The organism is Streptomyces sp. NPDC058464, from assembly GCF_042721035.1.
GTDB lineage: Bacteria > Actinomycetota > Actinomycetes > Streptomycetales > Streptomycetaceae > Streptomyces.
This window is the reverse complement of the sequence record NZ_JBHXMA010000007.1, coordinates 53452-75297: the sequence shown is the minus strand read 5'-3', so window position 1 is coordinate 75297 and position 21846 is coordinate 53452. Positions and strand designations below refer to the sequence as shown.

25 protein-coding genes are annotated in these 21846 nt (G+C 71.0%); 13 read left to right on the top strand and 12 right to left on the bottom strand.

The window, feature by feature from the left end:
• Positions 1-5: 5 nt before the first annotated feature.
• Together ACFWPQ_RS12015 and ACFWPQ_RS12010 are read right to left on the bottom strand one after the other, a co-directional pair.
• Complete coding sequence (locus ACFWPQ_RS12015) at positions 6-887, bottom strand: 1-aminocyclopropane-1-carboxylate deaminase/D-cysteine desulfhydrase (RefSeq protein ID WP_384032455.1); 882 nt, start codon at positions 885-887, stop codon at positions 6-8.
• Between the two features lie 33 nt (positions 888-920).
• Positions 921-1511, bottom strand: a complete 591-nt coding sequence (locus ACFWPQ_RS12010; RefSeq protein WP_384032453.1) for an N-acetylmuramoyl-L-alanine amidase — start codon at positions 1509-1511, stop codon at positions 921-923.
• Between the two features lie 319 nt (positions 1512-1830).
• Between ACFWPQ_RS12010 and ACFWPQ_RS12005 the strand changes: the two genes are divergently transcribed.
• The 4 genes from ACFWPQ_RS12005 (at position 1831) to ACFWPQ_RS11990 (ending at position 5203) form a co-directional block, all read left to right on the top strand.
• Positions 1831-3237 (top strand): family 2B encapsulin nanocompartment shell protein, encoded by a 1407-nt coding sequence (locus ACFWPQ_RS12005; RefSeq protein ID WP_384032451.1) that lies wholly within the window; start codon positions 1831-1833, stop codon positions 3235-3237.
• 113 nt (positions 3238-3350) lie between these two features.
• Positions 3351-4451, top strand: a complete 1101-nt coding sequence (locus tag ACFWPQ_RS12000; RefSeq protein WP_384032450.1) for a family 2 encapsulin nanocompartment cargo protein polyprenyl transferase — start codon at positions 3351-3353, stop codon at positions 4449-4451.
• Between the two features lie 170 nt (positions 4452-4621).
• Complete coding sequence (locus ACFWPQ_RS11995; protein ID WP_384032448.1) at positions 4622-4846, top strand: hypothetical protein; 225 nt, start codon at positions 4622-4624, stop codon at positions 4844-4846.
• A 9-nt stretch (positions 4847-4855) separates the two neighbouring features.
• Positions 4856-5203, top strand: a complete 348-nt coding sequence (locus tag ACFWPQ_RS11990) for a DUF952 domain-containing protein (RefSeq protein ID WP_384032447.1) — start codon at positions 4856-4858, stop codon at positions 5201-5203.
• A 40-nt stretch (positions 5204-5243) separates the two neighbouring features.
• On the opposite strand, the gene ACFWPQ_RS11985 is transcribed toward ACFWPQ_RS11990, so the two are convergent.
• From ACFWPQ_RS11985 to ACFWPQ_RS11970, 4 genes are all read right to left on the bottom strand, one after another.
• Positions 5244-5810 (bottom strand): dihydrofolate reductase family protein, encoded by a 567-nt coding sequence (locus tag ACFWPQ_RS11985; protein WP_384032445.1) that lies wholly within the window; start codon positions 5808-5810, stop codon positions 5244-5246.
• A 223-nt stretch (positions 5811-6033) separates the two neighbouring features.
• Positions 6034-6774, bottom strand: a complete 741-nt coding sequence (locus ACFWPQ_RS11980) for a VOC family protein (RefSeq protein WP_384032443.1) — start codon at positions 6772-6774, stop codon at positions 6034-6036.
• An 18-nt stretch (positions 6775-6792) separates the two neighbouring features.
• Positions 6793-7212 (bottom strand): VOC family protein, encoded by a 420-nt coding sequence (locus ACFWPQ_RS11975; protein WP_361290020.1) that lies wholly within the window; start codon positions 7210-7212, stop codon positions 6793-6795.
• A gap of 132 nt (positions 7213-7344) precedes the next feature.
• Positions 7345-7743, bottom strand: coding sequence for a helix-turn-helix transcriptional regulator (locus ACFWPQ_RS11970; RefSeq protein WP_089098831.1), 399 nt, complete (start codon positions 7741-7743; stop codon positions 7345-7347).
• Positions 7744-7849: 106 nt separating this feature from the next.
• On the opposite strand from ACFWPQ_RS11970, the gene ACFWPQ_RS11965 reads away from it, so the two are divergent.
• The 5 genes from ACFWPQ_RS11965 to ACFWPQ_RS11945 all read left to right on the top strand — a co-directional run bounded on the left by ACFWPQ_RS11965 (position 7850) and on the right by ACFWPQ_RS11945 (position 12253).
• Positions 7850-9004: an anion permease gene (locus ACFWPQ_RS11965; protein WP_384032441.1), complete on the top strand. Its 1155-nt coding sequence runs from the start codon at positions 7850-7852 to the stop codon at positions 9002-9004.
• A gap of 14 nt (positions 9005-9018) precedes the next feature.
• Positions 9019-9249 carry a hypothetical protein gene (locus ACFWPQ_RS11960; protein WP_384032439.1) on the top strand — a complete coding sequence of 77 codons (231 nt, stop codon included), beginning with the start codon at positions 9019-9021 and terminating at the stop codon, positions 9247-9249.
• Between the two features lie 33 nt (positions 9250-9282).
• Positions 9283-10185: a polyphosphate kinase 2 gene (ppk2, locus tag ACFWPQ_RS11955; RefSeq protein ID WP_384032437.1), complete on the top strand. Its 903-nt coding sequence runs from the start codon at positions 9283-9285 to the stop codon at positions 10183-10185.
• Between the two features lie 208 nt (positions 10186-10393).
• Positions 10394-11758: an MATE family efflux transporter gene (locus ACFWPQ_RS11950; protein ID WP_384032435.1), complete on the top strand. Its 1365-nt coding sequence runs from the start codon at positions 10394-10396 to the stop codon at positions 11756-11758.
• 15 nt (positions 11759-11773) lie between these two features.
• Positions 11774-12253 (top strand): GNAT family N-acetyltransferase, encoded by a 480-nt coding sequence (locus ACFWPQ_RS11945; RefSeq protein ID WP_384032433.1) that lies wholly within the window; start codon positions 11774-11776, stop codon positions 12251-12253.
• Between the two features lie 121 nt (positions 12254-12374).
• Here ACFWPQ_RS11945 and sodN read toward each other — a convergent pair whose 3' ends face one another.
• The gene (sodN, locus tag ACFWPQ_RS11940; RefSeq protein WP_055634112.1) at positions 12375-12770 is read right to left on the bottom strand and encodes a superoxide dismutase, Ni; all 396 of its coding nucleotides are present in this window, start codon (positions 12768-12770) and stop codon (positions 12375-12377) included.
• 145 nt (positions 12771-12915) lie between these two features.
• Between sodN and sodX the strand changes: the two genes are divergently transcribed.
• The gene (gene sodX / locus ACFWPQ_RS11935) at positions 12916-13362 is read left to right on the top strand and encodes a nickel-type superoxide dismutase maturation protease (RefSeq protein ID WP_361290451.1); all 447 of its coding nucleotides are present in this window, start codon (positions 12916-12918) and stop codon (positions 13360-13362) included.
• Here sodX and ACFWPQ_RS11930 read toward each other — a convergent pair.
• Positions 13254-13895 carry a CGNR zinc finger domain-containing protein gene (locus ACFWPQ_RS11930; RefSeq protein ID WP_361290040.1) on the bottom strand — a complete coding sequence of 214 codons (642 nt, stop codon included), beginning with the start codon at positions 13893-13895 and terminating at the stop codon, positions 13254-13256. The genes sodX and ACFWPQ_RS11930 overlap by 109 nt on opposite strands.
• Positions 13896-13995: 100 nt before the next feature.
• Here ACFWPQ_RS11930 and ACFWPQ_RS11925 point away from each other — a divergent pair, with 100 nt between their 5' ends.
• A complete protein-coding gene (locus tag ACFWPQ_RS11925) occupies positions 13996-14802 on the top strand; it encodes a class I SAM-dependent methyltransferase (RefSeq protein ID WP_384032430.1) in 807 nt (268 codons plus the stop codon).
• An 86-nt stretch (positions 14803-14888) separates the two neighbouring features.
• Here the strand turns inward: ACFWPQ_RS11925 and ACFWPQ_RS11920 are convergent, their stop codons facing one another.
• The 3 genes from ACFWPQ_RS11920 to ACFWPQ_RS11910 are packed head-to-tail and all read right to left on the bottom strand — an operon-like array spanning position 14889 to position 17606.
• Entirely contained in the window at positions 14889-15689 is an 801-nt protein-coding gene (locus ACFWPQ_RS11920; protein ID WP_383714407.1) for an amino acid ABC transporter ATP-binding protein, read from the bottom strand.
• The gene (locus tag ACFWPQ_RS11915; RefSeq protein WP_384032428.1) at positions 15686-16615 is read right to left on the bottom strand and encodes an amino acid ABC transporter permease; all 930 of its coding nucleotides are present in this window, start codon (positions 16613-16615) and stop codon (positions 15686-15688) included. The genes ACFWPQ_RS11920 and ACFWPQ_RS11915 overlap by 4 nt, the downstream gene beginning before the upstream one ends.
• A gap of 31 nt (positions 16616-16646) precedes the next feature.
• The gene (locus ACFWPQ_RS11910) at positions 16647-17606 is read right to left on the bottom strand and encodes an ABC transporter substrate-binding protein (protein WP_384032426.1); all 960 of its coding nucleotides are present in this window, start codon (positions 17604-17606) and stop codon (positions 16647-16649) included.
• A gap of 582 nt (positions 17607-18188) precedes the next feature.
• Here ACFWPQ_RS11910 and ACFWPQ_RS11905 point away from each other — a divergent pair.
• A complete protein-coding gene (locus ACFWPQ_RS11905) occupies positions 18189-19421 on the top strand; it encodes an NADP-dependent malic enzyme (RefSeq protein ID WP_384032424.1) in 1233 nt (410 codons plus the stop codon).
• 288 nt (positions 19422-19709) lie between these two features.
• The gene (locus ACFWPQ_RS11900; protein ID WP_384032422.1) at positions 19710-20675 is read left to right on the top strand and encodes a zinc-binding dehydrogenase; all 966 of its coding nucleotides are present in this window, start codon (positions 19710-19712) and stop codon (positions 20673-20675) included.
• Between the two features lie 42 nt (positions 20676-20717).
• Here the strand turns inward: ACFWPQ_RS11900 and ACFWPQ_RS11895 are convergent, their stop codons facing one another.
• Complete coding sequence (locus tag ACFWPQ_RS11895; protein WP_384032420.1) at positions 20718-21845, bottom strand: helix-turn-helix transcriptional regulator; 1128 nt, start codon at positions 21843-21845, stop codon at positions 20718-20720.
• Between the last annotated feature and the right edge of the window lies 1 nt (position 21846).

The following is a 21846-nucleotide window of genomic DNA, read 5'->3' as shown; positions in this document are numbered from 1 at the left end:
AGCCATCAGGCCGTCAGCACCGCCACCACGTCCACGTCCCGCCCCAGGCCGCCCTCGCGCGCCAGTTCGACCAGCCCGTACAGCAACTTGGCGACATAGAGCCGCTCCACGCGGATCCCGTGCCGCCCCTCGAAGTCCGCCGCGAAGGCGTCGAGTTCCGGTGTCGTACGCCCGTACCCGCCGAAGTGGAACCGCTCGTCGAGCGACCACTGCCCGTGCCGCCCCCCGAACGCCTCCTCCTGCAACCGCCGTATCTCCCCGGCCAGGAACCCGCCCCGCAGCACCGGCACGCCCAACGCCCGCTGTGCCGCCCCCAGTCCGGCCGCCAGTCCGGCCAGGGTGCCCCCGGTCCCGCAGGCGATCGCCACCACGTCGGCCCGCCCCCGCAGCTCCGCGCCGAGGGCCAGGCAGCCGCGTACCGCGGCCGCGTTGCTGCCGCCCTCCGGCACCACGTACGCGTCCTCGGCCCTCGCCGCCCGCAGCAGACCGGTCAGCACGTCCGGCTCGGCCTTGCGTCGGTACGTCGACCTGTCGACGAAGTGCAGCCGCATCCCGTCGGCCGCACACCGCGCCAGCGAGGGATTCAGCGGCCGGCCGGCCAGCTCCTCGCCCCGCACCACGCCCACCGTCGGGAAGCCCAGGAGACGGCCCGCGGCGGCCGTGGCGCGCAGGTGGTTGGAGTACGCCCCGCCGAACGTGACGAGCGGCCGGCCGGCCGCCGCCTCGATGTTGGGGACCAGCTTGCGCCACTTGTTGCCGATCAGCTCCGGGTGGATCAGGTCGTCCCGCTTGAGCAGGAGACGGACGCCGTGCCGGGCGAAACGGTCGTCGGTCACCTCCTGCAGCGGGGAGGGGAGCCGGGGGGTGAGTATGTCGGCGCTGGTCACGTCGTCATTGTCGCCCGGGGCGGCCGCGCGGACTCACTTCAGCCGGTCCCGGACGCGCTCGCGCAGCCAGGACATCGAGAAGCCGCGCGGGTCCACCTTTCCCGGCTGCCACTCCAGGTGCCCGATCACCGACCGCGCCGACCAGCCGTGCTGCCGGCACACCGCGGCGGCCACCTTCTCGATCGCCTCCAGCTGGGCCTCGGGCCAGGGGTCCGCGCCGTCGCCCAGGTTCTCGCACTCGAAGCCGTAGAAGTGCCGGTTGCCGTCGGTGTTCGCCTCGTTGTCGGGGGGCAGGGCCTTCTCGGCGATCACCGCGCGCAGCACGTCGTCGTCGCCCGCTCCCGCGTGGTTGGCGCGGCCGTAGCCGACGAGGTGGACGGTGCCGTCCTTGGTGACGACGCCGTGGCACAGCGGTCCGGGGAGGTCGGGGCGGCCGTCGTAGCAGAGCCGGATCGTGCGTTCGGCGCCGTGGGTCACCGTGTGGTGGATCATCACGCCGTGGACGGGCCCCCAGGGGCCCTTGTGGTTCCGGTTGTGCTCCCGCCATTCGCCGACCTCGACGACCGTGACGCCCTCGTCCCGCAACACGTCGAGGAAAGTTCCCGCGGACATGGGTGGGGCCATGACCGCCTCCTTCGCATCCGAACTGTCTGCACCGTCTTGAACTATCTGGATCTTCCAGATCTTCTGGGCTTTCTACAGAAGTCGGGCTTTCCGGGCCAGTCTCGTTCGAACGTGTTCGGATTCTGTGCGATTCGATCCGGACAAGTCGGCATATCGGGGTCCGGTGAGTGGTGGGATGTGTCGGCATGCCCAGTAGTCCGATGATCTATTCCCGCTCTTTCGGGTAATGGTCCAGGCACGCTCCGTGATGAAAGGGTGGCCCGTGAGACCGATGCGTGGGCAGTTCGGCGCCCGCGCAGGTATGGGAGGGCATTTCCTTATGTCGGTAGGCGAAGAGGTCCGCACGGATCAGGGCAAGCCGCAGCAGTCTCTGGACACGGCGGCAGCGCGGAACCTGGCCACCACGACCAAGTCCGCGCCACAGATGCAGGAGATCAGCTCCCGCTGGCTGCTGCGGACGCTGCCCTGGGTCGATGTACAGGGCGGCACGTACCGGGTGAACCGCCGGCTCACCTACACGGTCGGCGACGGCCGTATCACCTTCCTGAAGACCGGCGACCGGGTCGAGGTCATCCCCGCGGAGCTGGGCGAGCTGCCCGTCCTGCGGTCGTACGAGGACGGCGAGGTGCTGGCGGAGCTGGCCCAGCGCTGCCGGCAGCGCGACTTCGCCCCGGGCGAGGTCATCGCCTCGTTCGGCAACGGGGCCGACGAGGTCCACCTGCTGGCCCACGGCCGCGTGGAGAAGATCGGCACCGGCCCCTACGGCGACGACGCGGTGCTCGGTGTCCTCGCCGACGGCGCCTACTTCGGCGAGCAGGGCCTCATCGACCCGGACGCGATCTGGGAGTACACCGCCCGCGCGGACACGGCCTGCACCGTGCTCACCCTGTCCCGGCAGGACTTCGAGCAGGTCGCCGAGCGCGCCGACTCCCTGCGCGAGCACCTTCAGCAGCTGCGCGCGATCCCCGAGCAGCGCACCAACAAGTACGGCGAGAAGGAGGTCGCCCTCGCGGCCGGCCACAGCGGCGAGCCCGACATCCCGCACACCTTCGTCGACTACGAGGCCCGGCCGCGTGAGTACGAGCTGAGCATCGCCCAGACCGTGCTGCGCATCCACACCCGCGTGGCCGACCTCTACAACCAGCCGATGAACCAGACCGAGCATCAGCTGCGGCTCACCGTCGAGGCGTTGAAGGAGCGCCAGGAGCACGAACTCATCAACAACCGGGAGTTCGGCCTGCTCAGCAACTGCGAGTACGACCAGCGGCTGCAGCCGCACGACGGCGTGCCCAGCCCGGACGACATGGACGAGCTGCTCAGTCGCCGGCGCGGCACCAAGCTCTTCCTCGCCCACCCGCGCGCGATCGCCGCCTTCGGGCGTGAGCTCAACAAGCGCGGACTGGTCCCGGAGACCGTCGAGATCGGCGGCAACCGCATCCCGACCTGGCGCGGAGTCCCGCTCTACCCCTGCAACAAGATCCCGGTCACCGAGGCCCGGACCACCTCGATCATCGCCATGCGCACCGGCGAGAACGACCAGGGTGTCATCGGCCTGAGGCAGTCCGGGATCCCCGACGAGATCGAGCCGAGCCTCTCGGTCCGCTTCATGGGCATCAACGAGCAGGCGATCATCAATTACCTGGTCACGGCCTACTACTCGGCCGCCGTTCTGGTCCCGGACGCCCTCGGAGTGCTGGAGAACGTCGAGATCGGTCGCTGGAGGTGACGTTTCCGCACTTGGTGGCCGTGTCCCCGCCCTCCGGGGCGGGTACACCCTCGGGGTACGTGCCGAGCCGGGGCGGAGACGCCACGGTACGCGCACTCCGCGAGGGGGAGGCCATGGCCGAGTTCGTGACGGAGCGGCAGCAGCGTGCCACGCAGCTGCCGTCGGGGAGGACGGAGCCGCCCGACGGGTCCGAGGCGGCGGCGATACTGGAGCGGGTCCGGGCGTCCGTCGACCCCGAACTGCGCACCGCCGTGGCCTCGTTGCCCGCCTCGATGGGGCGGATCGCGCGCTACCACTTCGGCTGGGAGCACGCGGACGGCACCCCGGCGGACGGCAACGCGGGCAAGGCCATCAGGCCCGCGCTGGTCCTGGCCGCCGCCGACGCGCTCGGCGGACCGGCGGCCCGCGCGGCCGCCGTCCGGGCCGCGGCCGCCGTGGAGCTGGTGCACAACTTCACGCTGCTGCACGACGACGTCATGGACCGGGACACCTCGCGCAGGCACCGGCCCACCGCGTGGACCGTGTTCGGCGACGCCGACGCGATCCTCGCCGGGGACGCCCTCCAGGCGCTGGCCCTCAGGCTGCTCGCCGAGGACCCGCACCCGGCGTCCGGGACGGCCGCCGCCCGGCTCGCGGACTGCGTCCTCGAACTGTGCGCCGGGCAGCACACGGACACGGCCATGGAGGACCGGGCGCCCGACGAGGTCACCCTCGACGAGGTGCTCACCATGGCCGAGGCCAAGACCGGAGCGCTGCTCGGCTGCGCCTGCGCCCTGGGCGCGCTGTACGCGGGGGCCGGGCCGGCGGAGGTGGCGGCGCTCGACGGTTTCGGCCGCCAGGCCGGGCTGGCCTTCCAGCTGATCGACGACGTCATCGGGATATGGGGTGATCCACGGCGCACCGGCAAGCCGGCCGGCGCGGACCTGGCCGCCCGTAAGAAGTCCCTGCCGGTCGTCGCGGCCCTCACCTCCGGCACCCCGGCCGCCGCCGAACTCGCCGAGCTGTACGCCGAGCCGCATGTGCGGGCCGACGCCGACGAGATCGCGCGTACCGCACTGGCCGTCGAGCGGGCGGGCGGCCGTGACTGGGCGCAGTCCGAGGCGGCCGACCGGATGGCACGGGCGATGCAGGAGCTCGCCCGTGCCGTGCCCGATCCGGAGGGGGCAGGCGGACTGCTCGCGCTCGCCGAGTTCGTGACCCGGCGCAGCAGGTGAAGACCCCGGAGTCCCCGGGACCGCGCGGCTCCTGACCCCGCACGGTTCTCCGGGGGCTCCGGCCCGACGGGTCCCGCGCATCCCCACGGTGCGCGGGGCCCGCCGATTCCCGCCCGCCGATTCCCGCCCGGCGGCGGGCGCGGCCGCCGGGCCCGGCCTACGCTGGGGGCATGGACAGCCAGGACCAGGTCTGTCCGGTCTGCGGACAGCCTGTCGAGCGCGTGGTGCGGCGGCACAAGACGCTGGGTGCCTGGGTTCCGGTCTGGGGACCCGGTCCCTGCCGCAACCCCCACTGCGGCGAGCAGACCGGCCCGCCGGGCCCGCAGGAGGCGTCACCGCCCCGGCCCCCGCCACCCCAGCCCCCGCCGCCCGGACCCGCCGGGCGCAGACCGTAGCGTGTCCGCATGACCGGACTCCCGAACATCCTGCACATCACCGAACGCTCCCTGTGGGACGAGGCCCGCGCCCGGGGCGGCTACGAGATGTCCACCCGCGGCCGCACCCTCCAGGAGGAGGGCTTCATCCACTGCTCCACCCGCGACCAACTCCCGCGCGTGGCGGCCTTCCTGTACGGCTCCTACGAGGGCCCGGACGACCTGGTGGTCCTGGTCGTCGACCCGGCCCGGGTCGGCGCCCCGGTGAAGTGGGAGGCGCCGGAGCCGGGCGGCGAGGAGTTCCCGCACGTGTACGGACCGATACCCGTCACGGCCGTGGTGGACGTGGAGCCCTGGCCCCGGCACCCGGCCGCCTAGGGCGACGGCGCGGTCGGGTCGGCGCGTGGGGTGCTGCTGCTCAGCGCCTCGTCTCGTACCTGGTCAGGACCACGCCGCCGGGAAACGTCCGCGTCTCCACCAGGTTCAGGTTCACCCAGCTGTCCAGCGCGGTGAAGAACGGCGTGCCGCCGCCCACCAGGACCGGATGGGCGGCGATCGCGTACTCGTCGATCAGCCCGGCGCGCATGGCCGCCCCGGCGAGCGTTGCGCCGCCGATGTTCATCGGGCCGCCGTCCTCGGCCTTGAGCCGGGTGATCTCGGCGATCGCGTCGCCGGTGACCAGGCGGGTGTTCCAGTCGACCTTGTCGATCGTCGAGGAGAACACCACCTTCGGCATGTCCCGCCAGTTCCGCGCGAACTCGATCTCCGCCGGGGTGGCGCCCGGCTGCTGGTCGCCGGTCGGCCAGTAAGAGCTCATCGTCTCCCACAGCTTGCGCCCGTACAGCGACAGGCCACTCGCCTGCTCGAGGTCGAGCCACCACTGGAACAGCTCGTCGCTCGGCGGTCCGCTCCAGCCGATGTCGTCGCCGACCGCGGCGATGTAGCCGTCCAGGGTCAGGTTCATGCCGTAGATCAGTTTCCGCATGGCCCAGCCTTCCGTCCGTGGGTGTCCGGCGTACAGACCGGCGCGGCGCGGGAAACTCATCGGTGCGCGATCTGGGCTCGCCGGTAGGCCTCGTGCTCGCCCTCGTGAGGAAAATGCCACGGATCTGAGACTGATCACGGGTGACAGGGCCGCGAGATCCGCAGCCTCCGACCCCAGCCACCGATCACAACACCGGACAGTCCCCGGCCCCCACCGTCTGCTCTCAGCCCCGGCTCGGCAGGCCGCCGGTCTCCGGGTCGCGGCCGGTCAGGCAGTAGACGCCGCCCGCCGGGTCGCGCATCACCGTCCAGTGGCGGCCGTCGGTCACGTGCACGGCGCCGAGTTCCTCGTGCCGGGCACGGGTCGCCTGGATGTCCGCGCAGGCCAGGTCGAGGTGGGCGGCGGCGGGCCGTTCGTCGTCCAGCCGCTGGAGCAGGATCCGCACGGGCAGGCCGGCCAGCGGCCGCAGCACCCGGAACTCCGGCAGCGAGCCGGTCAGCAGCTCCCAGCCGGTCAGCTCCGCCCAGAACGCGGTCTCCGTCTCGTACGCGGACGGCGGGATGTCGAGACTGACCTGGTCGAGCCGGCTGCCCGCCACGACCGGCGGCCGTACCGACTCCCCGTGCCAGGGCACGGCGCACCACAACTGCCCGGCGGGCGACCGCAGGACGGCCCAGCCGTCGTGCTCGGCGACCGGCTCGGCGCCGAGTTCCCGGGCCCGCTTCACGAGGCCGGGCACGTCCTCGACGCAGAGGTCGAGGTGGGCTCCGCCGGGGCCCGCCCCGACGCCCTGGAGCTTGACGCAGGCGTCGACGCCGGAGGTCGGCAGCAGGGTCACGAACTCGTCGTCCTCGCCACGGGGTGCGGAGAGGAAGGTGCCCGTGACGGCCGTCCAGAACGCCTGGGCGGAGGCGAGGTGCGCGGCGGGGCGGTCGGCGAAGGCGTACGTCCAGCGGATGCTCATGCGGTGATCGTAAATGCGCTACCCGGCCGCCCGGCGTTCCGTGAAGCGCAGCAGGTTGCCCGCGGGATCCCGGAACGCGCAGTCCCGCACTCCCCAGTGCTGGTCCGTCGGCTCCTGGATCACGTCGCCGCCGTGCTCCCGCACCCGCTCGTACAGCGCGTCGCAGTCCGAGGTGGAGAAGATCACGCCGCGCAGCATGCCCTTGGCGAGCAGCTCGGCCATGGCCTGCCGGTCGGCGGGGGAGGCGTCCGGGTTGGCGCCCGGCGGCTCCAGCACGATCTCCACACCCGGCTGCTGCGGCGACCCGACGGTCACCCACCGCATCCCCTCGAACGCCACGTCGTTGTGGACCTCCAGGCCGAGGACGTCACGGTAGAAGGCCAGCGCCTTGTCGTGGTCGTCGACGGCGATGAAACACTGCGCGAGTTGTACGTCCATGGGGTCAGGCTAGGAGGAAACCTCCGGCCGCGCGTGCGGTCGGTTTCGTCCGGTCGGCTTCGTCGGTCCCGTGCGGTCGGTTTCGTGAGGCCGGTCCCGTGCGGTCGGTTTCGTGAGGCCGGTCCCGTGCGGTCAGTACGGCCGGCGACGTGGGCGGGTGAACGTCCGGGCCACGCAGGACGGGATCACCGTGCTCTCCTCGTGGTCCCGCGCCCGGTACGCGCTCGGCGTCTCCCCGACCAGTTCGGTGAACCGCGAGCTGAAGGACCCCAGTGACGTACAGCCGACCGCCATGCACACCTCCGTCACCGTGAGGTCGCCGCGGCGCAGCAGCGCCTTGGCCCGCTCGACCCGCCGGGTCATGAGATAGCTGTACGGCGTCTCCCCGAAGGCCTTGCGGAAGCTGCGCTGGAAGTGGCCGGGGGACATCACCGCGGTACGGGCGAGCTCGGCCATGTCGAGCGGCTCGGCGTACTCGCGGTCCATGCGGTCGCGCGCCCGGCGCAGCCGCCGCAGATCCTCCAGGGTCATCCGCCCAGCATGGCATGCACATCACCCACACGAGCGGGGCCTGTTTTTGGACGGCCGTTTGCCTCTGGTTATCGCGCAATTGGTCCGTCCTTGTTTGCATAAAGGAATGGACCACATCACGTTCCTCGTGGCGGTCGTGATCGTCACTGCGCTTGCGTTCGACTTCACCAACGGGTTTCACGACACGGCGAACGCGATGGCCACGTCCATCGCCACCGGCGCGCTGAAACCGAAGACAGCCGTTGCGATCAGCGGTGTGCTGAACCTGGTCGGAGCCTTCCTCTCGACGGAGGTCGCCAAGACGATCTCCGGCGGCATTGTGAACGACGCCAAGGTGACCCCGGCGATGATCTTCGCGGGCCTCGTGGGGGCGATCCTGTGGAATCTGGTGACCTGGCTGGTCGGGCTGCCCTCCAGCTCCTCGCACGCGCTGTTCGGCGGGCTGATCGGCGCCGTGTGGGTCGGCGCGGGCTCCGGCGCGATCAACTTCGACAAGGTCGTCGAGAAGATCATCATCCCGGCGTTCGCCTCGCCGGTGGTGGCGGGCGTCGCCGCGCTGATCGCGACGTACTGCGCCTACAAGCTCACCGCCCGCAGCCGTGAGGAGTCCGTGACCAGGGGCTTCCGGCTCGGGCAGATCGGCTCGGCCTCGCTGGTCTCGCTCGCCCACGGCACCAACGACGCCCAGAAGACCATGGGCATCATCACCCTGACCCTGATCTCCGTCGGCGCGCTCCCGGGCGACGCCGGCCCGCCGGTCTGGGTGATCTTCACCGCCGGTCTCGCCATCGCCCTCGGCACCTACATCGGCGGCTGGCGGATCATCCGCACCATGGGCAAGGGCCTGACCGAGATCCAGTCCCCGCAGGGCTTCGCGGCGGAGACCGCCTCCACGGCGGTCATCCTGACCTCCGCGCACATGGGCTTCGCCCTGTCCACCACGCAGGTTGCGTCCGGCTCCATCCTCGGCGCGGGCGTCGGCCGGCGGCTCGCGGAGGTCCGCTGGGGCATCGCCGGCCGTATGGTGGCCGCCTGGGTGATCACGCTGCCCTGCGCGGGGCTGGTCGGCGGCCTCTCCGCGGCCGCCGTCAAGCACGGCGGCAACTTCGGCACGGTCGTGGTCGCGCTGGTCGGCGCCGCGCTCGCGACCGGCATCGTCCTGCTGTCGCGCCGCAACCCGATCGACGCGAAGAACGTCAACGACGGCCACGAGGTCGCCGTCCGCTCCACGCCCCCGTCCAACGTCGGCACCGCCGCCTGAGTGAGGGAGTTTCCATGAACATCGACTGGACCGCACTCGGCGAGGTCACCGCGGTGAGCATCGGAGTTACATTCGCAGTGGTGGTTGTCTTCGCCCTCGGCGTCCTCGGGCTCGCCCGTCATGAGGGCGCCAAGGAGCAGGGCGGCACCAGCGCGGTCGGCGCCGCCCAGGCAGGGCTGTGCTTCCTCGCCTGCGTGGCGGTGGTGGCGTACGGCATCTACCTGATCGTGCCGCAGTTCCACTGACCCACCGACCCACAAGCCGCTGAGGAGGACTGGATGACGACGCCGGACCTGCTGTCCGACCTGGCCGACCTGAAGGTCGACTACAGCGACCCGGACGACCCCGTACTCATCCGCCCGGACGGATCCCCGATCGACACCTGGCGGGAGAACTACCCGTACCCGCAGCGCATGGAGCGCAAGGAGTACGAGTGGCACAAGCGGCTCCAGCAGATCGAGCTGCTGAAGCTGCAGACCTGGATCAAGGAGACGGGACGCCGGATCGTCATCGTCTTCGAGGGCCGGGACGCCGCGGGCAAGGGCGGCACCATCAAGCGCTTCACGGAGCACCTGAACCCCCGTGGCGCGCGGGTGGTGGCGCTGGAGAAGCCCACGGAGCGCGAGAGCGGCCAGTGGTACTTCCAGCGGTACGTCGAGCACCTGCCGACCGCCGGCGAGATCGTCATGTTCGACCGCTCCTGGTACAACCGGGCCGGCGTCGAGCGGGTCATGGGCTTCTGCTCGGACGACCAGTACCGGCGCTTCATGCGGCAGGCCCCGCTGTTCGAGCGGATGCTGGTGGACGACGGGGTGGACCTGGTGAAGTTCTGGTTCTCGGTCTCGCAGGGCGAGCAGCGGACCCGCTTCACCATCCGCCAGGTCGACCCGGTACGGCAGTGGAAGCTCAGCCCGATGGATCTGGCCTCGCTGGATCTCTGGGACACCTACACGGCCGCGAAGGTCGCGATGTTCCGCGAGACGGACACCGAGTACGCGCCCTGGACCGTGGTGAAGAGCAACGACAAGAAGCGGGCCCGGGTCGAGGCCATGCGCAGCGTGCTGGCCCGCTTCGACTACGCCGACAAGGACGAGGAGGTCGTCGGCAGCCCGGACCCGCGGATCGTGGGTGCGGCGGCCGGCCTGCTGGAGGCGGGCGAGGACGACCACGGCGGACATTAGTGCCACCTGACGAAGGGCCGGTCGGTCGTCCGACCGGCCCTTCCGCGTACGTGCCCCGGCAACGCCGGGTCCGCCCGCCGACTTGGCGCAAAATCGGCCCGACACGGCCGACGGGCTCACCAATGATGGAGCCCGTGATCCAGATTGCGCTCGTGAACGGCCGAGGCGAGATCGGTGAGAACCGTACGACAGGGCGGGCGACGCGGGCGTGAGCGCTCGCCGCGCGTCCACGACCATCGCCCGGGCGGCGCTGCCGCTGTACGTGTCCACCCTCGCCGCGGCGGCGGCCGCGCTCGTCGACACGGCGCTCCTGGGCCGCCACGCCACCGTCTCCCTGGCCGCGTTCGCCGTCACGGTGGCCGTCTTCAGCCCGGCCACGGCCGCGGTGGCGGGTGCGCTGCGCGGGGTGATGCCGTTCGTCGCGCCGCACCGGGACGACCCCGAGGAACTGCTGCCGCTGGTCCGTGGGGGCATGTGGCTGGCGTTCGCGGTGGGCGGGGTCTGTGCGGCGGCGGTGGCGGCCGTGCCGCTGCTCGGCGGCGCGTTCGGGGTCCGGCCCGAGGTCCTCGACGCGCTCGGGGTGTTCCCGTGGCTGCTGGCCGGCGCGGTGCTGCTGATCGCGGTCGGCTCGTCGGCGACCTCCGTGCTGGTCGCCCTCGGTCGGTCCGGCCAGGTGATGCGGTCCGGGCTGGTGGGCACCGCGGTCTCCGTGACGCTGTCGGTGCTGCTCGTCGGAGGCCCGGGACCGCTGCCGAGCCGTGGCCTGACCGGCGCCGGCCTGGCCGTGCTCGCCGCCGCCCTGGTCGGCGCCGTTCTCAACCAGCACGCGCTGCGCCGCCGTACCGTCCTGGCCGACCGGCGCATCCGTCCCGGCCGGCCGGATCCGCGGATGGTCCTGCGGCTGGCCCGGGTGGGGATCCCGCTCGGCGTGACCGTGCTGGTGAAGTTCTCGGTGCTCGGGGTGCTGACCCTCGCCGCCGCGCGGATCGGCACGGACAGCGCCGCCGTGCACGGTGTCTCGGAGGCGCTGGTGAACGTGGTCTTCACCGCGGCGGTGGCGGTCGGCCAGGCCACGGTCCCGCTGATCGCCGGGTACGCCGCGACAGGGGACGCCGTCCGCGTCCGCGGCAGCGTGTGGGCCGGAATGCGGGTGGCGCTGTGCGCGGTCGGCGTGCTCGGGGCCGTACTCCTGGTCTTCCGGGACCCGGTGGTGCGGTTGTTCACCGGGACCCCGGCCGTGGCGGACCAGGTGGCCCGGCTGCTGCCGCTGGTCCTGGCCGTGGTGGTCACCGACGCCCTCCAGGCGGTCGCGGGCTTCGGGCTCGTCGGGCTCAAGCGCGCCGGGCCGAGCCTGGTGTCGACGGCGGTGTGGTTCGGGATCCTGGCCGCGGTGTCCGTACCGGTCGCCGACGCGGCCGGACTGCCCGGGCTGTGGACCGCCCTGGCCGTGGCCAACCTGCTCCAGGCCGTCACCAAGACGATCTCCTTCCGGCGCCACGCCGGCCGCCTCGCCGCGGTCGCCGTGCCGGCGGCGGGGCGGGTGCGGGCGGATGGACAGGAACCGGCCCGGTGACCCATGATCCCTTGCATGATCCGCGCCGCCACCGAGAACGACGTCACCGGGATCCGCGCCATGATCCGCGAACTCGCCGCGTACGAACGGGCCGTGGAGCAGGCCCGGGCCACCGAGGCACAGCTCCGCGAGGCGCTGTTCGGCCCCCACCCGGCGGCCTACGCGCTGGTCGCCGAGGACGACACCACGGGCGAACTCGCGGGCTACGCCCTGTGGTTCCCGAGCTTCTCGACCTGGACCGGAACCCGGGGCATGCACCTGGAGGACCTCTACGTACGCCCGCACGCCCGCGGCGGCGGCCACGGCAGGGCCCTGCTCGCCGCCCTCGCCGCGCTCTGCCTGGACAGCGGCTTCGAGCGCTTCGAGTGGTGGGTGCTGGACTGGAACGAACCGGCGGTCGGCTTCTACCGGTCGCTCGGGGCGGAGTTCCTCGACGAGTGGCGGATCTGCCGCCTGACCGGCGCCCCGCTCAAGCAACTGGCCGCCGCCTCATAGGCCGTCACAGTCGCCCTGCCGGAAAAAAGACCGCACCCGAACCCTCCGGAACACCGTGAACGGCGGTCCGTCGGGCCGGGTGCGGTCGGAAAAAGACCTTGGCAACCGGTGCGGATGCGGGTCAGGCCTTCTTGGTCTCCCAGAAGATCTTGTCGATCTCGGCGATGAGCTCCAGGGCCTTCTCGCCGGTCTTCGGGTCCGTGGACGCCTTGGCGGCGGACAGGGCCTTCAGGGTGTCGTTCACCAGCACGTGCAGCTGGGGGTACTTCTCGAAGTGCGGGGGCTTGAAGTAGTCGCTCCAGAGCACCGAGACGTGGTGCTTGGCGAGCTCGGCACGCTGCTCCTTGATGACGGTGGCGCGCGCCTGGAAGTGCGGGTCGTCGTTGGCGGCCATCTTCTCCTGCACGGCCTTCACCGACTCCGCCTCGATGCGGGCCTGGGCCGGGTCGTACACACCGCAGGGCAGGTCGCAGTGCGCGCTGACCTTGACCTTGGGGGCAAACAGGCGGGAAAGCATGGAGCATTCCTTCCTCGTGATCGTCTTCTCAGGTGGGACATTACTCCCTGGGAAGCGCGATTTCGCGAGTGCCCCCATGGGCTTAGGACAAAAGTCCAGGGTCAGACTGAGACTGGTGGAGGAACGGACCGGGGAGGTGCCGGGGATGCCGGAGCTGTCGCAGGAGACCGAGCGGGGGAGGGGCGCCGCGCCCTATGGACTGGCCGAGGTGACCGGCCCGTCCATGGTGCCCACGCTGTACCAGGGGGATCAGCTCCTGGTGCGGTACGGGGCCCGGGTACGGGCCGGTGACGTCGTCGTCCTGCGCCACCCCTTCCAGCAGGACCTGCTGGTCGTCAAACGGGCCGTGGAGCCGCGCGAGGGCGGCTGGTGGGTGCTCGGGGACAACGCGTACGCGGGCGGGGACAGCACGGACTACGGGACCGTGCCGGAGGAACTCATCCTCGGCCGGGCCCTGTTCCGCTGGCGGCCGCGCCGGGCGGATCAGCGTTCGCCGCTCGCGCTGGTGCGCTGGGCGCTCTCGGCCGCCAGGCCGGTGCTGTCGTCGGACCGTTCGGGCCGCTCCGCCTCCAGGCGCTTGCGGGCCCGGTAGGCGGCCACGTTGGCGCGGGTCGCGCAGCGGTCCGAGCAGTAGCGCCGGGACCGGTTGGTCGAGGTGTCGAGGTAGGCGTTGCGGCACGGTGCCGCCTCGCACAGGCCGAGGCGGTCGACGCCGTACTCGGTGAGGTGGAAGGCCAGGCCCATCGCCGCGATCGCCGTGTAGCCGGCGGTGGCGTTGGAGGGGTGGTCGGCCAGGTGCATGTGCCACAGCGGGCGGCCGTCCTCGTCCCGGAAGTCGTGCCCGGAGATCTGCGGGCTGACCGGGAACTCCAGCAGGAGTGAGTTCAGCAGGTCCACGGCGAGGGTCTCCTCGCCCTTGTCGGCCGCCTCGAAGACCGCGCGCAGCCGGGCCCGGACCGAGCGGAAGCGGGTGAGGTCGGCGTCGGTGGCACGCCGGGCTGCCTGCTGGTTGCCGCCGAAGAGATCGCGGACGGCCTCGACCGAGGTCAGGGAGTCCTTGCCCCGGGCCGGTTCCTCGCTGTTGACGAGCCGGACGGCGTAATCCGAGTAATAGGCCAATTCCACTTGTAGTCCTTACGCGGGCACTCTATGGTCGGTCGTGCGGTCGGGTAATAGCCGGTCGTGCTTCCAGGGTATTACGAGCCTTGTGCGGTGGAGGGTTGCCATGACGGACGCGCCGACGACCACGACCACGACTACGAGCACGACCGGCGCCGGGGCCGGGGCCGGGACCGACTGGGGTGCCTGGCAGGAGAGCTGGGACCGGCAGCAGGAGTGGTACATGCCGGACCGTGAGGAGCGGTTCCGGATCATGCTCGACATGGTGGAGGCGCTCGTCGGTACGGCACCGCGGGTCCTCGACCTCGCGTGCGGCACCGGCAGCATCACCGCCCGGCTGCTCGCCCGCTTCCCGGACGCGCTGAGCACCGGGGTCGACCTCGACCCGGCCCTCCTCGCCATCGCCGAGGGCACCTTCGCGGGCGACGACCGGGTCACGCTCGTCACCGCCGACCTCAAGGACCCGGAGTGGACCGCGAGGCTGCCGTACGACTCGTACGACGCGGTCCTCACCGCCACGGCCCTGCACTGGCTGCACAGCGAACCCCTCGCGGCCCTCTACGGTCAGGTCGCGGGACTCGTCCGCGACGGTGGTCTCTTCATGAACGCGGACCACATGATCGACGACAGCACGCCCCGGATCAATGCGGCGGAACGGGCGCAGCGGCATCTGCGTATGGATCAGGCCAAGGCGGCGGGGGCGCTGGACTGGGCCGAGTGGTGGCAGCTGGCGGCGCAGGACCCGGCGCTCGCCGGGCCGACGGCCCGCCGCTTCGGGATCTACGGGGAGCACGCGGACGGCGACATGCCCTCGGCGGCCTGGCACGCGCGCGTGCTGCGCGAGAAGGGGTTCGAGGAGGCCCGGGCGGTGTGGTGCTCGCCTTCGGACACGCTGCTGCTCGCCCTCAAGTAGCCCCGAGTAGCCCCGAGCAGCTCTCGGGCAGACGGACCGAAGGGGCGGTACGAGCAGTCTCGTACCGCCCCTTCCGCGTCGTACGGCTACAGCACCTTCGACAGGAACGACTTCGTCCGGTCGTGCTGGGGGTTGGTCAGGACGTCGCGCGGGTGGCCGGACTCGACCACCACGCCGTCGTCCATGAAGACCAGGCTGTCGCCCACCTCGCGGGCGAAGCCCATCTCGTGGGTGACGACGATCATCGTCATGCCGTCCTCGGCCAGGTCCCGCATCACGTCCAGGACCTCGCCGACCAGCTCCGGGTCGAGCGCGGAGGTCGGCTCGTCGAAGAGCATCAGCTTCGGCTGCATGGCGAGCGCGCGGGCGATCGCGACGCGCTGCTGCTGGCCGCCGGAGAGCTGCGCCGGGTAGTGCCCGGTACGGTCGCCGAGGCCGACCCGGTCGAGCAGGCGCTGCGCCCGCTCCCGGGCCACCGCCCTGGTCTCGCGCTTGACCTGGACCGGCGCCTCCATGACGTTCTCCAGGGCCGTCATGTGCGGGAAGAGGTTGAAGCGCTGGAACACCATGCCGATGTCCCGCCGCTGCGCCGCGACCTCCTTCTCCTTCAGCTCGTAGAGCTTGTCGCCGTGCTGGCGGTAGCCGACCAGGTGGCCGTCGACGTAGAGCCGGCCGGCGCTGATCTTCTCGAGGTGGTTGATGCACCGCAGGAAGGTGGACTTGCCGGAACCGGACGGGCCGATCAGGCAGAACACCTCGCGCGGCAGCACCTCCAGGTCGATGCCCTTGAGGATGTGCGCAAGACCGAACGACTTGTGCACGCCCTCGGCCTTGACCATCGGCGCCCCGCTGCTCGGCGGGGTGATGTCCTTCGCGAGACCGCTCATCGGGCCACCTCCGGGCGACGGAACGAGCCCCACCGGGACAGGTTCTTCCGCAGTCGCTGCAGCGGCGTCGGCGGCAGGCTGCGCGACGAACCGCGGGCGTAATGGCGCTCGATGTAGTACTGGACGATGCTGAAGATCGTGGTGAGGAACAGGTACCAGATGCACGCCACGAAATACATCTCGACCACCGCGAGCGAGGTGCTGGAGATGTCCGTGGCCCGCTTGATCAGCTCGGGGAACTGGACCACGGACGCCAGCGACGACGTCTTCAGCATGTTGATGTACTCGTTGCCCGTCGGGGGCACGATGACCCGCATCGCCTGCGGCAGGATCACCCGGCGCAGCGTCTGGGCCTGGGTCATGCCCAGCGCGTGCGAGGCCTCCGTCTGGCCCTCGTCGACCGACTGGATGCCGGCCCGGACGATCTCCGACATGTACGCGGCCTCGTTCAGGCCCAGGCCCAGGAGCGCCGCCAGGAACGGCGTCATCACCTGGTTCATCTCGTCCTTGTAGAACCCCAGGTTGAGGATGGGGAACACGAGCGCGATGTTGTACCAGAGCAGCAGCTGGACCAGGACCGGGGTGCCCCGGAAGAACCAGATGTAGAACCAGGACACCGTGCTGGTGACCGGGTTCGACGACATCCGCATGATCGCGAGGATCACACCCAGGACCAGGCCCAGCACCATGGCCAGTACCGAGATGTACAGCGTGTGCCAGGCACCCGACAGGATCGTCCCGTCGGTGACGTAGTCCGGGATGATCCCGTAGTTGATGTCCGCGTTGGAGAACGCGATGCCGATCAGCACCAGGACGGCGATGACCACCGCGGCGGCCACCCAGCGCCCGTAGTGGCGCACCGGGATCGCCTTGATCTGCTCCGGCGGCACGGACGGCGCCGGAGTCTTGTCGACCGTGTCAGTCACAGTGACGGCCCTTCAGTCGCGACCGGGGTGGTCAGGAGCCGCCGTTGATCTTCGACTCGGTCACCGCGCCCTGCGTGACGTTCCACTTCTCCAGGATCTTCTGGTAGTCGCCGTTCTTGATGATGGCGGCCACGGCGGCCTGGATCGCGTCGCGCAGCTGGGTGTTCTCCTTGCTGACCGCGATGCCGTACGGGCCGGCCTCGATCTGCTCGCCGACGACCTCGAAGTCCTTGCCGCTGCCGGACGTCTTGGCGTTGTAGGCGGCCACCGGGAAGTCGTTCAGGTCGGCGACGGAGGCGCCCTGCTTCAGACGGAGCAGCGCCTCGGGGTCGGTGTCGAAGGTCTGCAGCGTGATGGCCTTCTTGCCGTCCTTCGTACACTTCGTGCTCTGCGCCTTGGCGATGCCCTCGGACGTGGTGCCCTTCTGCAGGGCCACGACCTGGCCGCACAGGTCGTCCAGGGACTGGACGCCCTTCGGGTTGCCCTTCTGGACCAGGATCGAGGTGCCGGCGGTGAAGTAGTCGACGAAGTCGACGCCGTTGCCGACCTTCTGGCCGGTGTCGGAGTCGACGCCGTCCTGGCGGGACTTCGTGTCGTTCATCGCCGACATGATCGCGTTGAAGCGGTTGGCCTGCAGACCCACGATGAGCTGGTCGAACTTGCCGTTCTGGAACTCGAACTTGACACCCAGCTGCTTGCCCAGCGCGTCCGCGATGTCCGGGTCGACGCCGACGGCCTTGCCGTTCTCCATGTACTCGACCGGCGGGTAGGCGATGTCGGAGCCCACCTTGATCACGCCGGCCTTGCGGATGTCCGCCGGCAGCTTGCTCGCCAGCGGGGCCGAGGACGTCGAGGAGGAGCCGCCGTCGCCGCCCTTGTCGGTCTGGTCACCGCAGCCGGTGAGGATCAGGGTGCCGGCGACCGCGATCGCACCGACCGCGGCAATCCTGGAGCGCGAGGTGCTGGTACGACGGGTGGAGCTTGCGGTCATGGTGGGTTCCTCCGGCGGTGGGTAGGACAAGCCGATATACCGATGTGTCTGATATGTCGATATGCCGTTGGGTCGACGGAAACACACACCTTCGGGTGTCGCGACCTCGTGGGTTTACGGCATCCTGCCATTGGGATTGCTCCAACCAGACCTGCCGCCATGTCAAAATCGGATAACGGGTGACCCCCGTGACGCGTCAGGCCGGTCCTTCCTCGGCCCGCCACCCCGCACATCTGCGGGAATCCGACCTTCCGGCCGGAAGATCTACGGTTCACCGCCGGTTCATCCCGGGCCGTCCCGATGATCGTCCGCCGGTCACCCAGCCGCTCATCTGTCGGCTGTCTACGACATCCGTGATGTGACCTTGCGCCTATTCGACTCGTCGGGAGCGCTGTCCGTCCGGTAAGAAGGTTCTTTACACCCCTCATCCGGGGCTCAGGGCGCGTGTGCGGCGCGCCCGTCGCGCAGGTGCTCGTACGTGCCACTCGTACGTATCAGTGATCGGGCCCTGCGCGGTGCCCGCCCACTCCCTCACCGGGAGTGGCCGACCCTCAAACCATGCATACCTAAGGGGTAAGACAAGTGGCAGCGGAGATCGTCAATCCTCGCAGCGACAGCGCGTCGGGCAATACGGACCAGGACGGCGGGGCCGAGCCCCTCGATTCCTTCGACCCGGCGTTCGCACTGCACCGCGGCGGCAAGATGGCCGTGCAGGCCACCGTGCCGATCCGCGACAAGGACGACCTTTCCCTCGCGTACACGCCCGGAGTCGCACGCGTGTGCACCGCGATCGCGGAACAGCCCGACCTGGTCAACGACTACACGTGGAAGTCGTCCGTCGTGGCCGTCGTCACCGACGGTACGGCCGTGCTCGGCCTCGGGGACATCGGTCCCGAGGCCTCCCTCCCTGTGATGGAGGGCAAGGCGATCCTCTTCAAGCAGTTCGGCGGCGTGGACGCGGTTCCCATCGCCCTGGCCTGCACCGGCGTCGACGAGATCGTGGAGACCGTCGTCCGGCTCGCCCCCTCCTTCGGCGGCGTCAACCTGGAGGACATCTCGGCACCGCGGTGCTTCGAGATCGAGCGCAAGCTCCAGGAGCGGCTCGACATCCCGGTCTTCCACGACGACCAGCACGGTACGGCCGTCGTGACGCTGGCGGCGCTGCGGAACGCGGCGCGGCTCAGCCGACGGGAGATCGGGCAGCTGCGGGCGGTGATCTCGGGCGCCGGCGCGGCCGGGGTCGCCATCGCCAAGATGCTGGTCGAGGCCGGCATCGGGGACGTCGCCCTCGCCGACCGCAAGGGCATCATCTCGGCCGACCGCGACGACCTCACCGCGGTCAAGCGCGAGGTCGCCGGGTTCACCAACAAGGCCGGGCTCAAGGGCACCCTGGAGGACGCGCTGGCCGGCGCCGACGTCTTCATCGGCGTCTCCGGCGGCACGGTCCCGGAGGAGGCCGTCGCCTCGATGGCCGAGGGAGCCTTCGTCTTCGCGATGGCCAACCCGAACCCGGAGGTGCACCCCGACGTCGCCCACAAGTACGCGGCGGTCGTGGCGACCGGGCGGTCGGACTTCCCGAACCAGATCAACAACGTGCTGGCGTTCCCCGGGATCTTCGCGGGCGCGCTCCAGGTGCGGGCCTCCCGGATCACCGAGGGGATGAAGATCGCGGCGGCGGAGGCGCTGGCGTCGGTCGTCGGCGACGATCTTGCCGCCGACTATGTCATCCCGTCTCCCTTCGATGAGCGGGTTGCGCCTGCGGTGACTGCGGCGGTGGCCGCGGCTGCGCGGGCCGAAGGGGTCGCCCGACGGTGACCCGAATGGCCCCGCGCTTCTGGTGCGGGGCCATTTCTTTGCTTCTTTGCCCACCCGCCCACCCGTTCGGGTGCCTCAAGAGGTGGCCGTTGGGGTGGTGCGGGCCGTGGTCGGGTGCCGGTGGGTGGGGGCTTGGCGCGCCCACGCGGTGGAGCCGCACATCGGCACAGCCCCGCGCCCCTGAAGGGGCGCTGTGCGTGCCCCCTCACGGAGTGCCGTGCGCAAGAGGGGATGTGTCACAACGGTCCCCGGTTTCGCGCCCGGCGTCGGGAACCTATCGTCGGCCCTATGTTCGCCGTCTACGCCGCCCGAATCGACCGCGACCAGCCGCTCTCCGGCCTTGAGTTGGGGGAGCGTCCCGCCCCCGAGGCCCGGTCCGGCTGGAGTACCGTCAGCGTTCGGGCCGCCTCCCTCAACCATCACGATCTCTGGTCCCTGCGCGGCGTCGGTCTGCCCGAGGACCGGCTGCCGATGATCCTCGGCTGTGACGCCGCCGGTGTCGACGAGGACGGCAACGAGGTCGTCCTGCACTCCGTGATCGGGCAAAGCGGCCACGGGGTCGGGCCGAACGAGCCCCGGTCCATCCTCACCGAGCGCTACCAGGGCACCTTCGCCGAGCAGGTCGCCGTGCCCACCTGGAACATCCTGCCCAAGCCCAAGGAGCTGTCGTTCGCCGAGGCCGCGTGTCTGCCGACCGCCTGGCTGACGGCCTACCGGATGCTCTTCACCAACGCGGGCGTACGCCCCGGCGACTCGGTCCTCGTGCAGGGCGCGGGCGGCGGTGTCGCCACGGCCGCGATCGTGCTCGGCAAGGCCGCAGGGCTGCGGGTCTTCGCCACCAGCCGCGACGAGGCCAAGCGCAAGCGGGCCCTGGAGCTGGGTGCCGTCGAAGCGGTGGAGCCGGGGGCCCGGCTGCCCCAGCGCGTGGACGCCGTCATCGAGACCGTCGGTGCCGCCACCTGGTCCCACTCGGTGAAGTCGCTGCGGCCCGGCGGCACCATCGTCATCTCCGGCGCCACCAGCGGTGACCGTCCCTCGCACGCCGAGCTGACCCGGATCTTCTTCCTCGAGCTGAAGGTCGTGGGCTCGACCATGGGGACCAAGGACGAACTGGAGGACCTGCTCGCCTTCTGCGCCGCCACCGGAGTACGACCCGTCATCGACGAGCTGCTCCCGCTCGACCGTGCCCGCGAGGGCTTCGAACGCCTGGAGTCCGGCGACCAGTTCGGGAAGATCGTGCTGACCAACTCCTGACGGTGGGGACGGCCGGGGGCCGGGCTTCAGGGCTTCAGGGCTTCAGGGCTTCGGGGTGCGCAGCAGCGCTCCTATGTGGGCCGCCGCCGTCGACAGGTGGCGGCGGGCCTCGCGGAGCTGGTCCGTGGTGACCCCGTGGTCGCGGGCCGCGTCACGGATGTCGTCGCGGAAACGGTCCAGGAGCCGGTCGAGGTCGCGGGCCGGGTCGCCGGTGTCGGTCTCGTCGCCGTGCGCCCACACGGGGGCGTACTGCGCCGGGAAGTCCTCCGGGGTCTGCGAGTACTCCGGGGCGGGTGCGGGGGGCTGCTTGCGCAGGTCCGGGCCCGTGCCGGTGCCAGTGCCCGTGTCGGTGCCGGTGCCGGTGCTGGTACCAGCACCGGTGTCCGGGGTCGGCTCGGTGCGGCCGGTGAAGCCGAAGTCCTTGCCGAAGTCCTTGCCGTAGTCCTTTCCGAACTCACCGAACTCCTTGGCGAGTTCGGTGAGGCCCTCGCGGACTCCCGTCGGCCAGTCGCCGCGCGCGAAGTGGTCCTGGACGTGCTCCTGCACCCGGCGGGCGATGCGCTGCATCTCCTCCTGCGCCTGGGCCCGCGCCCGGGTCTGGGCCTCCTGAGCCTGCCGGCGGGCCCGCTGGGCCTCGTCACGGGCCCTGCGGCTCTCGTCCTTGGCGCGGCGGGCCTGCTCCTTCCACTCCTGCTTGACCCGGCGCATCTCCTCCTTGGCGGCCCGCCACGACTCCTTGTCACCGAGGTCGCCGAACTCCCCGGTGCCCGTCCCGCCGCCGTGCCGGGCCTCGGAGGCGGCCGCACGCACCTCGCGGCGCAGATCGCCGGCCGCGCCGCGCACGTCTGCCCTTATCTCGGCGGCCAGTTCCGCCACCGACTCGCGGATCTCCAGCTCCAGGTCGGCCAGCTCGCCGCTGCGGTCCGCCAGTTCGGCCCGGCCGGCGTCCGTGATGGCGTAGACCTTGCGGCCGCCCTCGGTGGTATGGGTGACCAGGCCCTCGGCCTCCAGCTTGGCGAGGCGGGGGTAGACGGTGCCCGCCGACGGGGCGTACAGGCCCTGGAAGCGCTCTTCCAGCAGCCGGATCACCTCGTAGCCGTGGCGCGGGGCCTCGTCCAGCAGCTTGAGGAGGTACAGGCGGAGGCGGCCGTGGGCGAAGACGGGGGGCATG